Annotated in this window: 12 protein-coding genes and 1 pseudogene; all 13 read right to left on the reverse strand. The window is 37.2% G+C overall.

Features of this window, described 5'->3' with window-relative positions; genetic code table 11:
• Nucleotides 1–25 precede the first annotated feature (25 nt).
• Nucleotides 26–1,003, reverse strand: a complete 978-nt coding sequence (locus LI954_RS09705; RefSeq protein WP_229441083.1) for a S66 family peptidase — start codon at nucleotides 1,001–1,003, stop codon at nucleotides 26–28.
• 1,125 nt (nucleotides 1,004–2,128) lie between these two features.
• Nucleotides 2,129–3,028 (reverse strand): prenyltransferase, encoded by a 900-nt coding sequence (locus LI954_RS09710; protein ID WP_229444358.1) that lies wholly within the window; start codon nucleotides 3,026–3,028, stop codon nucleotides 2,129–2,131.
• Nucleotides 3,029–3,156: 128 nt separating this feature from the next.
• Entirely contained in the window at nucleotides 3,157–3,642 is a 486-nt protein-coding gene (locus LI954_RS09715; RefSeq protein ID WP_202067415.1) for a GNAT family N-acetyltransferase, read from the reverse strand.
• A gap of 206 nt (nucleotides 3,643–3,848) precedes the next feature.
• Complete coding sequence (locus tag LI954_RS09720) at nucleotides 3,849–4,085, reverse strand: hypothetical protein (protein ID WP_229444359.1); 237 nt, start codon at nucleotides 4,083–4,085, stop codon at nucleotides 3,849–3,851.
• Nucleotides 4,086–4,525: 440 nt separating this feature from the next.
• Entirely contained in the window at nucleotides 4,526–5,449 is a 924-nt protein-coding gene (locus LI954_RS09725; protein ID WP_202067414.1) for a helix-turn-helix domain-containing protein, read from the reverse strand.
• A 623-nt stretch (nucleotides 5,450–6,072) separates the two neighbouring features.
• Entirely contained in the window at nucleotides 6,073–8,073 is a 2,001-nt protein-coding gene (locus LI954_RS09730) for a transglutaminase domain-containing protein (protein ID WP_229444360.1), read from the reverse strand.
• A gap of 432 nt (nucleotides 8,074–8,505) precedes the next feature.
• Nucleotides 8,506–9,702 (reverse strand): amidohydrolase, encoded by a 1,197-nt coding sequence (locus LI954_RS09735; RefSeq protein ID WP_229444361.1) that lies wholly within the window; start codon nucleotides 9,700–9,702, stop codon nucleotides 8,506–8,508.
• A 14-nt stretch (nucleotides 9,703–9,716) separates the two neighbouring features.
• A complete protein-coding gene (locus LI954_RS09740; protein ID WP_229444362.1) occupies nucleotides 9,717–11,000 on the reverse strand; it encodes an MFS transporter in 1,284 nt (427 codons plus the stop codon).
• An 86-nt stretch (nucleotides 11,001–11,086) separates the two neighbouring features.
• Nucleotides 11,087–11,451 (reverse strand): annotated as a pseudogene (locus LI954_RS09745) (L-serine ammonia-lyase, iron-sulfur-dependent, subunit beta); the annotation flags it as partial.
• Nucleotides 11,452–11,513: 62 nt separating this feature from the next.
• A complete protein-coding gene (locus LI954_RS16350) occupies nucleotides 11,514–11,852 on the reverse strand; it encodes an ACT domain-containing protein (protein WP_420705977.1) in 339 nt (112 codons plus the stop codon).
• Nucleotides 11,853–12,038, reverse strand: coding sequence for a hypothetical protein (locus LI954_RS09755; RefSeq protein WP_229444364.1), 186 nt, complete (start codon nucleotides 12,036–12,038; stop codon nucleotides 11,853–11,855).
• Nucleotides 12,039–12,440: 402 nt separating this feature from the next.
• The gene (gene glyA, locus LI954_RS09760; RefSeq protein ID WP_229444365.1) at nucleotides 12,441–13,688 is read right to left on the reverse strand and encodes a serine hydroxymethyltransferase; all 1,248 of its coding nucleotides are present in this window, start codon (nucleotides 13,686–13,688) and stop codon (nucleotides 12,441–12,443) included.
• Between the two features lie 35 nt (nucleotides 13,689–13,723).
• Nucleotides 13,724–15,109 (reverse strand): dihydrolipoyl dehydrogenase, encoded by a 1,386-nt coding sequence (gene lpdA / locus LI954_RS09765; RefSeq protein ID WP_229444366.1) that lies wholly within the window; start codon nucleotides 15,107–15,109, stop codon nucleotides 13,724–13,726.

A 15,109-nucleotide genomic window follows, 5' to 3' on the forward strand; every position in this document is an offset into this window, starting at 1 on the left:
ACCTATTCATGGTAAATGAAAGCAATCAATTTTCCTCATGGTCCATGAAAGAAATTTCTTGGTTTGCTGTATTTATTGTCATCTTTTGACCAACAGGAAAAGTAAATATTGGTTGTGTATGTCCAAAATTGACATTGTACAGAACAGGAATCGTTTTTGCTACAGGATGTTTATCCAATAGCATGATCAAGCGCTCTTCCGTCATCTCTGTTGCAGCAGAAAATCTGCCAATCACTAAAGCAGCCGGTTTCCGATAAACTTGCAGGATTGAAGCCATGTCACGGGCAAAATCTCTAAAATCCCCTTCTTCTTCCATTTCCATAAAGATAACAGGATGATCAATTAAAGGCTGATAAACAGTCCCTGAAAGTAAATTGAATGTCCCTATGTTTCCTCCCAAACTAACACCTTCTGCTGTCCCTTCAGAATAGACTTTCCAGCCATTTGAACTAATATTCGGTTTATATTCATCTAGAAACCAAGGATCATCACTCCACTGCTCTGAAGCAGTTAATTGATGCTGTCCGAACTTCATTAACACATCCTCAAAAGAAGCTGTTTGATACTCCTGAAGCATTTTCATTTTAAAGCTTGAATAATGCGGACCACTATACGTTACTAAATCAGATTTCGTATAAATTGCATTATTCAAAGCAGTAATATCACTATACCCGCAAAATATTTTAGGATTCGCTCCAATAAGTTCATAATCCAAATAGGGAAGCAGTTCATTACTGTTGAAACCACCTATAGAAGTTAAGATTCCCTGAACCTGCGGATCTAGAAATGCTTCATGGAGATCTTCTACTCTGGATTCAATAGATGAAGAGCCCATTTGATCGTTTTCCATACTGTTTTTACTGAAGCTGACAGTTAATCCTAATTTCCCCAAGACTTTTTCTGCCTCCTGATTTCCTGCTGCTCCACCGATTCTTACCATACTGCTCGAAGGAGAAATCACTCGGATATGATCTCCCTTTTTTAATTTTTTCGGAATAATCATTACTGATGCCTCCATATCCATTAATACTTTTCCTTATCCTATCATAAATTGTCAATTAAAAGATATGGGCTGCTGCCTAGAGAACACAAAAATTCATCGTTTCCATTAAAAAAAGTTTCTAAAAACAAGCTGTTTGATTATCCTGCTAAAAATTTATCCGCCTAACCTTAATCTTTCTGACAAAATAATGCTAGCATATTAACCGGATTAAACCTAAGTTATGCTTCTAATCCAAGAAATGTGCATCTATCCAGTAGTCTTACATATAAGACTACTGGATAGGTGACAAGCATTCGTAGAAGCAAGTTCTTACATGACCATAAAACATGTACCAATATAAATGAACAGCGGCTCCAAATTAAAGATAGGTGATCGCTTTGCGACCTAAGACAACCTATTAAATAAATTATTATAAGGTGGAGAAAAGCAGGGGATGAATCCTTGTATGTCAAGTATTTTTGGGGTATTAAGTGAATATACTTCAAATTATCATAATAAAAAAGAGAATTAAAACTACTTTTACTTTTCCCTATCACATGAATTACAATCCATTTAAGGAAGAGACTATTTCCATAATGTCAATAAAAAACATTGGATTATGTGTTTGAGGAGCATACTCTGGATAATTTCAATTTTTTTTACATTATCAAATAATGAAATAAATCATTTTATTCAGAGTATTTTTGAAAAGGGGCAATAGGAAATTGAGTATGCTGAAAATGATGGTTATATTCATAAAAGAATCACAACAAATACTAACAAAGCCTATCAGTACTTTTATGATTTTCTTGATGGTCATTCAATCAATCTACGCTTATAAAAAAAATTGCTGTTGCAGATTTTACATAGAAGCAACAAGAAGAGAGCAAGACAAAAATAAAGTTTCAAACGCTCTTCGTATCTAACCCCGAATAAACGGCGGTACAAAAGTAACTCCTTCGGAATTAAGCCGAACGATTCTGAAAATATAAGAAGCTCCATGAAGGTATCTATTCACAGCTATTCATTCTATGAATAGTGTTCCTTGACAATTTTTGGATATTCCTTCTTAATTCTCGGAGCTGATCGCTTTTATACCGACCGCCTCTTGAACTTTATTTAAATTTTAATACTAATCGAAACTTACTATAAAAATGCTGTGATTAAATAAATTAACGGATAACCAACCATCATCAAAGACATGGCCTTCAAAACAATTGGGAATGTTTCTTTTTTGATTTGTCGTTTTACATAAGGCCTCAACATAAAGAAAATGACTGGTAAAAATAATAATGAAAGAAGCAGAAACGGAGAAGCTAATTTCAAATAAACTGAAGCTGCAATAGAAACAGCCTGCACTGCCGTTAATACAAGCAACAAACGAACACTCGTCTTTTTCCCTATATAATAAACAAGCGTTTTTCGATTATTTTTAATATCTTCTTCCAAATCACAGGTATTATTCGCCAGTAAATTATTAAACATACAGATAACCATAGGCATGCAGACGATAAATGTCTTTAATAAAAAGCCCTTTGATTCCTGCTGATACTGAAAGCTTGTTAAGTATGCACTCATCATTGGAATCATATACCCGCTTAAAAGGGCGGGAATGCTTTCTGCAATCGGCAGACTGTTTATCGGATGCTTTCCGGTTGAATACCCCAGTCCTACATAATATCCAAAGACTCCTAAAATAAAAACAAAAATATCTGAATGCCAAGTCAAAAATGCCCCTGTAAAAAAAGATAAAAGCAGGATCAATAAGAACGAAGAACGAACCGTTTTAAGTGATAGGTGTTCTCTGCCAATAATATTCGTCACTTCTTTATACTTCAAATCCTCTGCATTTTGATAGTCCATATAGTTATTAAAAATATTGACTGCGATATGAATAAACAATAATGTAATCGTAAAAACCAAAACTCGCCAATTATAAAAAACACCATATTCTACTTTTGCAAACGACATACCCAACAGAATCAGAAAGAAATTTAATGGCGCTGTATAAATTTCTCCTAACTCCCATAAAATCTTTCCACTCATTCTATCCCTAATTTCTAATTTTTTTCGTACTTACTGACTATAGTCATTTTCTGAAAAAGAGTCAATAGAAGAGTCTTTATGTATTGACTTTTGGTTCAGGTCGAAGATAATTGTCTGAAAATGCTACTTCACATTCCAAGAACAGAAATGTTTTTCTCCATATAGACGATATCCATCTTATCTGTTACTTTTACTTCTAATCCTGTTTGAGCATAGCCCAATTTTTCATAAAGACAGATGAGTTTTTCTTCCTGCTTAATCGTGTCCAGCTGCCAGCAGGTCACCTCTGGAAACTGTTTTTCTACTTTCAGCATCGACATATAGCCCAAACCATGTCCCTGCGCTTCCGGTAGTATCGCAATGGGTGCAATACGTCCAATTGGCTGTTCCACCAATACGCGGATAACGCCAATTTTTTTGCCAGTATATTCTATAAAGAAAAACGAAGTGTTCGAACGCAAAAATTTACTTTTTAGACTATCCAATTCTTCCATTGCCGGATTGGTCTCTACGTCCTGATATTTCTCAAGCAGTTCACTAAACGATTTTTGGTATATGTTTTGTACTTCACTAAGCTGTTCTTTATTTGTGATTAATGTTAATTGAATCCCCATAGCCCTATCCTTTTCAAGTTTTCATACTATTCCATAAACCCTCTTCATCTATACACAACTATCGCTGAGCCTTACTCCTCATAGATATCAAGTAATTTAAAAAGCTGACAAACCATAGGAATTCCAGTGTGAATTTTTGTCCAAATATTTTCAATTCCCAGATAAAAAACTTTTTGTGTTCATTATACTAATACTCATAGCTTAAATCATCTTCTTTTTCTTCCTTTCGGACAAATACTTCTTACTACATCGTTCATCGTAGGTACTTCAATTTTAGTATACTGGACAATTACCAGAGGAAATTCTCTTTCATTGCAACTGCTGAATTTACTGTATGGGTTTCGATCAGTAGTAGATTTTGTCTTGTTATGCAGACTCATCCGACCTGCTTCAGCCACAACATCACGATTGTCGCCTTGCCATCCAACAGCTCCTACTGCCAAACCTGTAGCAGACTTTCACCGCCTATTATCTTGTCCGGACATTGACCCGCTCTATTACTGTTAAATAAGTACAGTCTGGTAAGAGAAAGTTTTCCTAGCAAGAAATAATAGGAGTTACATTTTAGTCAATGAAAAGCAAAAAGATCGACTGGTCAAAAATCTCCGCAGTGTCAAAGGAAGATCGGGAATCAGAGCTGTTTTACAAGGCTAATTACAGCTGATTGGATTTGATTCAGCGATGGAGTCGAGCAGCCATTTTTCACAGACGATTTGCTTGAAGTCCACTGTCCAAATACTTGACCATGATGATTCTTGCAGTTGCGTTCTATAGAAGAATAATCTCAGAACAAGACACTAGTCGTTACCCATGCAGGGCGCACATAAAAATTACTGAAAACAGAATTCCAGCTGTCTCAGTATCTTTCTTGCTTTCCTATAAATTATCCCTCTTTTATGAGGTTGATTGGAAGATGTGTTCTCTTTTCTTTATATTTTTCATCAAATTTCTTTTGTGTCAATGTCTTTAGTTCTGCTTTCATTGTCTCTGCTTTTTCATAATCTCCGATATCTCTGGTCATATTTACAAAAGTTAAAAGCTTAGTATAAGCAGAAGGATCTCCATTAGATAGAAATTCTATTAGACTGTCCAAATAATTTAAATCCAGTCTGTGACTATAATTTCTAAAAAGACTAGGTTGCTTTTTTGCCAGTTCAAGATAATCCTTTGCAGAACTTAAATTATTGTCATGAATTCTAAGATTAATTAAGTTTATCAAAATACTGTAGGCAAAATTCTTTGTTGTACTGTCTCTCTTAGCCTCATCTTTGATTGGAATTACCTGCTTTATAATCGAATCAGCCCGTTCAGTTGAAAAATAAGGAATAATATTCATGATTATTGCGTAATCATATTGGAAATAATAATCTTTATCCGCTACGTTTCTATAAGCGATCTCAACATCATTTTTATTAATCGGAGGGATTTCATTCCATAAATTTTGAAAGCAGTGCTTAATTGCTAAATAGTTGGAAAATTCTCTTAAGTTTTTATTCGTCTTGTTATTTAATCTTTTAAAATAACTGATCAGCTTTTCTTTGTCGTGATGATTGTTGGATTGGTCTAGGCAATTATGAAGTAATTCTCTAAAAGATTGCTGATCGTAATCAAACATAATATAGGAAAAAAATTCATGCACATTTACAGACAAACCATCCAGAATCCCACTTAAATCGTTCATTCTAACTGGTCGTTCATCTCCTTCAATTCTTGAATAAGCTGTGCGATCCAGATAGCTTTTCGAAATCTCCTGTTGAGTGAACTTTTTCTTTTTTCGAATAAATCTTAATGTCTCTCCAATTTCCAAAAAATCTCCTCCATTTCGTGTCAATAACACACACATTAAAGAAATAAATAAGCTTTTTCATCTTTTTTGCTTACAAAAAGTACTTTTTAGTGCGGTTTTATCAAAACGCTTCAAATGTACTTTATCGTTTCTTTAATGTCTGATAACATTTACCAACAGAGGGGTTACTTCCTTAAAATTAAAATGACCTTTATATTGGAAAAGTACGAAAAACATATTACTTTTTAGTTTAAAACTGCTATACAAATCAACAACTCTTTCCAATCCCGACACTACTTAGTCTGCAAAACAATAATGCCGGGAAGTTTTCATATAAAACAGCTAATTCAATATGAAAACATAGCTTATTATACCAAAAAGCTCAAAACTGAACAATTCGTATTAATACAACAGCTAATCAAACATTTTTAGTTTTGCATATTTATGTCGTTATACTCTTCCTTATGCAGTCGTCATTTTAATTTCATGAAAGATCAGTCTACGTAGTTTGTCCCCCTGAGAGGTTCGTTTTTCCTCTAACTACATAAACTGATCTTTTTTGTTTTTTTATCTTAATAAACTATTTTCTGATATAAAATCATTCTTCTGACTTGGCCTATTCCAAAGAATACAATAAAAAGGACTTATTTCCCTTTGAACAGCCGACTGATTTTCTTGAAAAATGTATCCTCAACAATATCAATCCCTACACCCAAATTGCTGTTTCTAATTTGATCATTCACTTTAATATATTCTTCCAGCTCTTTTCCTGAAATAGCTAAGTTGCGATACGGATGATACTCTAAATAGCAAGATACACCATGTTCAGAAATCTTTTTAGTCGTCCGATGCTGCAGCCAGACAGATTGGATATCGCATTCCTGTCGTGTAAATTTCTCCTGCTGATCAATAGCACAATCAGTGGTTAAATGAATTTCCATTTTCACTGAATTGCGGTCAATCCAAAATGGAAAATCTCGGTGATGAAAATTTTTAGCTCCGTCATCCACAAAATAAGTTCGATCCCAGTAATGCAAAAAGCGTTTATTCCCTTCTTTTAGATAAGGGCTGGAAATACGAGCTTTATAGAGTACCTGTATTTCATTTTGTTCTTTATTATCATTAACTATCTGAATAGATGTATCACTGAAGTACTTATCAATCTCTTCAGCTTCATATTTGTTGTGCAAGGCCATGTTATTATAAATTGAACCATTAAATGTCTTTATAATATCTTTATTGGTCTGGTTTTTAAACATATCTCTGGTTGTATTCGCAACTCTTCCGCGCAAAGTACCTTTTAAGCTGAAATCTGCTGCATCTTCTTTTACATTACAGGTAATGATCTCTTCAATAACCGGCGGCTGCTCCTGAAAAGGCATCTGTTTCTGCAGCTCAGTCCCTGCCTTTATTTCCAAATAATACATAAAACTGTCTTTTCGACGTTTGCCTAGCACCCCCTGATCATTTTCTACCGTTGCGTCTACAAAATAAATTTTATCTTCATAATATATTTTTAAAATGGCATGATTGAAAATAAATGGAGATGGCGTATACACCGGCAAAAAGATATCCCGTTCATAATTTACCAGCACAATCTCGGAATGAATACCTAAATAATCAAGAAGCACTTTTAAAAGAACTGTCTTTGCCTTACAATCCCCCTGTTTTGTTTTAAATGTACTATCTGCTGCCTGAGGCTCATGTCCATCCATCTCAGAAGCATTATATAAATAATAGATTTGCTTTTGAACAAAGTCTATAGCATATCTGATTTTATTTTCCAAAGAAGGAAGCAGTTCTAATTCTTTTATTAACTCAGCAGCAAAAGTATTCACATCTGCCTGATAAAATTTTTGATATAGTTCTGCCAATACCTCAGTAATCTCAGTAAAATTTTTTTGAGTGGAAAAATCAATAAATGGCTCAATCTCTCCTTCTTTTATTTCCTTTCCGTTAAACAGCTTTTCCTCAATTACGAATGTTCCCTGATCTGCAATAACAACTTTTTCCTTCTCGATAATCTTTCCTGATTCATCACGAAAATAATGATAATTTCCTTCAAGGGCTTGTCCGCTTTCATTTTTTAACTGAAACCGATATTCACTATATGCCCAATAAGGCCCAGGATAGGAATAGCTATAGCGGAAAAATTGATTACGAAGACTGTCTTCACTGTATTTGCATTTAATCGTTGTCTCAATAATAAAAACATCATTTAAATGCAGATCCCGAATAAGAATCGTTATATTTTTTTGATCTGAAAAGCTTCCATTATTGCCTTCTTGTATATGATCCAGAACTTTTACATTAATATCATCCAGTTTATCTATAACTTGACCGTCTCGGACTACAGATAATGTGTGAATATAGAGAACCTCATCCTTGTTCAGAATAAAATTCGTTTTAGCAGCAACATTCAAAGTTTGCGGATCATTCAATGTATACGCCATTGATGTATAGCTTTCCAGCGATGTTTGTTTCGCAGTCTCAGTAATATAACACCAAAAACAATAATCTCTTTCCTGTTCAATCTGAGCTTTATAAAAATCTGTTTCTTTTGCTTTCAGCCACATTTCAATATTTTCTTGCTTTGTTGCAGCAGAAGCTAAAGATGGTTCCAAAATATAATACTCTTTCTCCATTGCGTAAACCCCTTCATTTTCACAAATAAAATCCTTTTTTGTAATACTATCCTTTATTCTATCGTACTCCCAGAAATAATAAAAGATGGAAAAAATTTTGAATTTACCTCAAATTTTAGAAACCAATATAGAAAATCATTGAGCGAACAGTCTCCCGAAGCGTATTCTATTTGTTTAGAAAACAGCTTCTGTAACCACTGATGTAATAGGGTTTTTAGTGAAAAATGGGTAAATTCGAAGGAAAAAATTAATAAACTATAAATTTCTGCACAAAAAAAAGATTATATTGAAGACCTTTCCTTAACAGGAAACTTCAACATAATCTTTTAAACAAGATAGATAACTGCTGATCTGACCAAATTATAAATTATAATAAAAGATAGTTTATAAATAATGTCCAGCAATAGAAAATTTTTTAACGTTCTAAACCAATCATCCTTTATTCAAGTAATCAACAACAATACTGCCCATTGCTTCCGCACAAACCAGCAATGATTTTTCATTGATATCGAACTTAGGATGGTGATGTGGGTAAGCTGGCTTTCCTTCTACCTGAGCCCCCACATAAATAAATGTACTTGGCACTTTTTCAGCATAATAAGCAAAATCTTCTGAAGGCGGTAACGGCGGAGTCACTTCGACACTATCAACATTATCCATCTGACTATTCTTCAAGATTTCTGCAACCTGTCTTGTAAATGCCGGATCGTTATATAAAACAGGATAGTCTGTTGTATATTCCAGTACACAGTTTACACTGAATGCTGCTTCCAGTCCCTCACAGATTTTTTTGATTTCTGCATCAATGATACTCCGTGCCCCCTCACTCATCGCCCGTACATCTCCATCCAAAACAACTTTATCCTTAATGACATTGAACATTCCTTTAGCATCAAAGGAACCAACTGTCACAACACCCATATCAAAAGGATTGATTCGACGACTGATAACGGTTTGCAGCATTGTCACAAAATAACTGCCGGCAACAATTGCATCATTTGCTTCATGCGGAGAAGAGCCATGCCCCCCTTTGCCCTCAATTGTCAGCTTGAAGAAGGAACGGGCAGACTGAACTTCGCCTTCTCTATAAAGAATCTTACCAAATGGAAACGTACTCATCACATGTATCCCAACCACATTGTCAATGCCTTCAAGGCATCCTGCTTTGATCATGCCCACAGCACCTCCAGGAGGAGTTTCTTCCGCAGGCTGATGAAGCACTTTGATCTTTCCATTCAGCTGATCTTTCATTTCAGCCAAAGTTTCTGCCAATACAAGCATGTAGGCAGTATGACCGTCATGACCACACGCATGCATAACACCCTCATTTTCAGAAGCAAAGGACAGTCCGGTTTCTTCTTTTATTGGGAGAGCATCAAAGTCTGCTCGAATAGCTAACGTCTTCCCGGGTTTTCCTGAATCAATGGTTACAATCACGCCATGTTCTCCACCAATATTTATCTCAACTTGAACATCCAAACCCTTACCTTCATAAAAATCAGCAATATATTTTGCGGTTTCTGTTTCGTAAAAAGACAGCTCAGGATGTTGATGCAAGTATCTGCGAATTTCAATCATTCTGCTTTCTTTTTCACGTAATTTTTCAAATAACTGTTCTTTTAAACTCATGTTTTTTCCTCCCTCTACTCCACAACATTCACGCTGTCAGCTTTTTGAGCACCATCAAAATATCTACGTGAAGTAACATAAGAACCAATCCAACCAAATAGTGTTAATGCAGTGAAAACAATCATAAACAGCCATGCTGTACTGTAAGAACCTGTCATATCCAAAATCCTGGCAACAAACACTGAGCCGATAGCTGTCCCGAGAGTTCCTACACTGCTAACCAGACCGAAGGCTTCGGGATAATTTTTTTGACCAAAGACACTCGCTGTAATCAGTGGTGGAGAAACCGTTCCAATCGGAGTACCCAGCCCAAAAGAAAATGCCATTAGATACATTACTCCTAGATTTTGCCCAAAAAGCATCAAAATAAATGCAATAAAAAATGCACCACAGCCAAAGATACTGCTTGCTACTACGCCAAATCGATCATTGATCCAACCAAGAAGCAGTTTTCCGAAAATTCCGACAAATGAGTAAATAGAAATAATATTTGCAGATGTTGTCGGATCATGCATTTCCTGAATCGCTGCAGGAAAGTTGGACAAGGCACCTGTATTAATCAGACCATTAAGGAACATGCCAATCATGACCAGCCAGAAAAAGAATTTTCCATAAGAAGCCTTTACGGTAATCGCAGAGTCCTTACTTTCTTCAATCGCTCCCTCAGATTGCTTAGCTGGTTCAACATCAGCACCATAGGCAACCAACCCTTTTTCAGCCGGAGAGCTTTTAAATACAAAAAGTACAATTGGTAATGAACAAACCAGCGCAATCCCCGCCATCAGCTGATAAGTTGTCCTCCAGCCATAATTATCCAGGAAAATAGTAACTACCTGAGAAAATATTGTTCCGCCTAAACCAATCCCTGCCATGGCAATACTCATAGCCAGTCCACGCTTTTCCTTGAACCACATTGTTACCATGTAGCTGATTGGAATAAGTGCAGAAGCCCAGAAGAAGATTCCGATAAAGAAGGAGGAAATATACAAATGCATCGCGTTTTGAGCAAAAGAATAAGTAAAATAACTAATGCAAAATCCAATGATTCCCCCAACCTGCAGCATTTTCATCTGACCTAAAGCAACTCGTTTGGATACAATCGGCGAAAGAAATATCCCAATCATTTGTACAATTGTATTCGCCAGCATAAATTGACTGCGGTTAATGCCCAACTCTTCTGTTACCGCTAAAGCGTACTTTCCTGACAACGACATGACTAAAGGCACGACAGTTGCTGTGATGACAACACATCCTACAACAATCCACCAGCCATAAAACAATTTCTTTTTATTTTCCATAGTACGTCTCTTCCCTTTCATTGATTACTTCATACTTTGTCTCCAAAAACAAAAACAATGCTCCCCTCTCAATCAATAAAGATTTTTTAATGACTCCTAAATATCCTTTTGCCAATTGCTATTCCTGCTGCTGTTCTAGCTAATCCTCCTTCCGTTGTTTCTTTAAAAATGCTGGTTATCTGTCTCCCAACATTATTCAAGGCTTCAATTACTTCATCAGCTGGAATGACTGATTTTATTCCTGCAAGAGCCATGTCAGCTGAAATGAACGCCTGTGAAGCACTCAATGTTTCGTTGCACAGAGTACCTCCACCAGACCTGCTACAGGGTCGCATATCAACCCTAGCATATTTTTCAGCGTTATGGCAAGAGCATTTGCAGCTTGTTTTGGTGTTCCACCCATTGTTATCACAATTGCTGCGCTGACCATAGCACTGGCAGACCAAATTTTCTCTGTCATTGCCGCTGGATATAAAACGCTTTCAAATATATCTATGCCTCATTTCTGCTATATTAAAAGAAAAAACTTGCAGAATGGATACCTGAAATAGTTTGAATTTTATTTATCAATTCTGCGCTTTTTTCTTGTGAATCTACTTCCAAAACTATAATTGCCTTTTCTCCTTTTGACTCTCTTGTTATCGTCAGCATGGCAATATTAATCTGATATTCAGAAAAAGCACCGGCTGTTTTAGAAATTAAGCCTGGCATATCCCAGTGAACAACCAGGTATGTCGGAATGGTTATGGATAAATGGCGTTTAAACCCATTGATTTCAGAAATTTGAATACTTTCGCCGCCTATTGAAATACCTGTGGGACTTAATTTGTACTCTCCTTTTTTTAAGCTGATTCAAACTGTATTTGGATGATCCGCATGAGGTTTTGCTGTTGTAAGCAAAACCTCCATACCTTGTTCAGGGGCAATTTCCAAAGAGTCTGCCAGCCTACCATCATCCGGCTCCATTCCCAACAAGCCGCCTACCAGTGCAATATCTGGACTATGCCTGCGATATATTTTAGCAAACGATTCAAACAATTAAAAATCTTGCGAACTACTTTGCCGATCCAAGCAAGATTGTGACAAAGCTTCTCCATGTGATGAGCAAGTTCTAAATTGAAAGACTTCGTTCCAATCCTCGAATCATGGAGGTGCTTTGCTTCTACGCTTCTTCGAATGCTCGGCGCATGTCTGGGGGTCATGTATGAACTTGCTCCTACGCTTCTTCGAATGCTCGTCGCATGTCTTAAGGTCGTGCAAGAACTTGCTCCAAGGCTTCTTACGAATGCTCGAATCGGAATACCGTTTATTCGGCTTTAGGGGGGCTCAGGCATACTTCTGTCAAAACCTCCTACTATAACAGGACCAATACTATCAAAAACACTTGTATACTGATTTGTCATTCGCTTTCTCCTTCAGAAAAAGTTCTGCTTTTCTGTTTTACTCATAAAGCGGATATCTCTCACATATTTCGGTAACTCCTTTTCGGATTCTCTCTGCGGAATTATCAAAATCAGTAACTGTCTGCTTAATAAAATACGCAATTTTCCGCATATCTTCTTCTTTGAGGCCTCTTGTTGTCACTGCTGGTGTGCCAATGCGAATGCAGCTGGTTACAAAAGGACTTTTCGGATCATTCGGAACAGCATTTTTATTTACAGTGATATACACATCATCTAATCTTTTTTCCAGCTCTTTCCCCGTAATATCAAAATTTTGGAGATCCACCAGCATCAAATGATTATCTGTTCCTCCTGAAACCAGTTGGAAGCCTTCTGAAACCATTGCTTCACCCAAAGCATTGGCATTTTTTATGACTTGTTGCTGATACACTTTGAATTCCGGTTTAAGAGCTTCACCGAAGCAGACAGCTTTAGCAGCAATAATATGCATTAGCGGTCCGCCCTGAATACCAGGGAAAACGGCTTTGTTAAATTGCCTGCCGAATTCCTCATCCTTTGTCAGTATGATTCCGCCGCGAGGACCCCTTAATGTTTTGTGGGTCGTTGATGTCACTACATCCGCATACTCTACCGGATTTTGATGAAGTCCTGCTGCGACCAGCCCGGCAATATGAGCCATATCAACAAACAAATAGGCATCTACCTCTCTTGCAATCTCAGAAAAACGTTTAAAATCAATTGCCCTTGGATAAGATGAAGCACCAGCAACAATCATTTTGGGCTTGCATTCCAATGCAGTTTTCCTTACTTTTTCGTAGTCGATAAAACCGCTCATTTCATCAATAGCATATGGAACAAAATTATAGTATTTACCAGAGATATTTACCGGAGAGCCATGTGTCAAATGTCCGCCATGGGCTAAGTTCATTCCCATAACTGTGTCTCCCGGTTCCAGCAATGCATAATAAACTGCAGTATTTGCCTGTGCTCCTGAATGGGGCTGTACATTTGCATAGCCCGCACCAAATAATTCCTTTAATCGTTCATTCGCAATATCCTCTACGACATCAACATGCTCACAGCCTCCGTAATACCGTTTGCCGGAATAGCCTTCAGCGTATTTATTGGCAAGTACAGTGCCCATAGTCAGCATTACTGGTTCAGAAATGATATTTTCTGAAGCAATCAGCTCCAAATTTTGCTGTTGCCTTCCCAGCTCTGCAGCAATTGCCGAACCTACTGCTGAATCATAGTTTTTAATATAGTCATTAATTGTATTAATCATATCCTACCTGCTTCTTTTTAATTTTGTTAACAGCCTTATTTCCGCATCGGCATGACATGAATGGTATTCCCGAACGTATTTTCCAATGCTTCAGCGATCCCTTCACTGAATGTCGGATGCGGATAGATCACTTCAATTGCTTCTGATACCGTCACCTTCTGATGGATCATCTGTGTAAAATGCATAATCATATCCGTTGCCCGATCACACATCATCTGAGCCCCCAATAGTTCGCCTGTTTCCCCATGGCTGATTACTTTAATAAAACCCATATCGCTTTCAGCAATCATGCTTTTCCCATTGCCAGCCATATTATATTTCCCGATTTTTATTGGAATGCCTGACACTTTTGCAGCTTTTTCATCCATCCCTGCAGAAGCAATCTCCGGTGAGGTGTAGACACAGGAGGGAATTAAAGAAAGGTCATACTCAGCAGCCTGTCCATTGATGGTTAAAACTGCATTCACTCCCTGAGCGGATGCTGCATGAGCCAGCTGAACAGCTCCGCTGATTACATCCCCGATAGCGTAAATAGACGGAATATTGGTCTGGAAATTCTCATTTACAATAATGCCGTCCTCGTCCGTATGACACATGCAGCCCTCGGCAAATAATCCATCAACATATGCTTTTCTTCCTGCAGCAATCAGAACTTTATCACATTCAACCGACTGCTCTTTATTTTTACTGGTAAATAGACACTTTAAAGAACCCGCCTGACTTTGTATTTCAGAGACACTTGCTTTCGTATGAACCGCAATTCCCTTTTTCTTAAGTGAAAGTGCCAGTTTCTTAGATATTTCTTTATCAAAATTCGACAACAATGTATCAAAGGCTTCAATGACTGTTACTTCACAACCGAAAGCCCGAAATGCACTTGCGAATTCAACACCTATGACCCCACCGCCCACAATAACCAGCCGCTTAAAATCAGGTACTTCTGCCAAAAGACTATCACTCGTAATAACCTTGGACAGATCGACTCCTTTGATTGGCGGTATCTGTGGAGCTGCACCAGCTGCGATCAGTATATTGTTCGCCTCCAGAATTTCTGTCCCGACAGTCACCTCATGAGGACCGGTTATTTTAGCTGTTCCCACTATTAAGTCAACACCATTAGCGCTCAATAAGTTCTCAATGCCCTCTACAAGCATAGAAACAACAGCATTTTTTCTTTGATACAATTCTTCTAAATTAATATTCGCTTCCCCAAAGCTCACCCCGCTGTTTGAAGACTTTTTCACTGCTTCGATCACCTCTGCAGCATGAAGAAGTGTTTTAGTAGGAATACACCCGCGGTTCAGGCACGTACCTCCCGCCTTCCCTTTTTCGACGACAGCAACCTTCATTCCCAGCTGAGCAGCTTTAATAGCTGACACATAGCCTCCGGGACCAGCACCAATTACAATCAAATCATACAT

The sequence above is a fragment of the Enterococcus sp. CWB-B31 genome (assembly GCF_020567645.1).
Taxonomy (GTDB): Bacteria; Bacillota; Bacilli; order Lactobacillales; family Enterococcaceae; genus Enterococcus_L.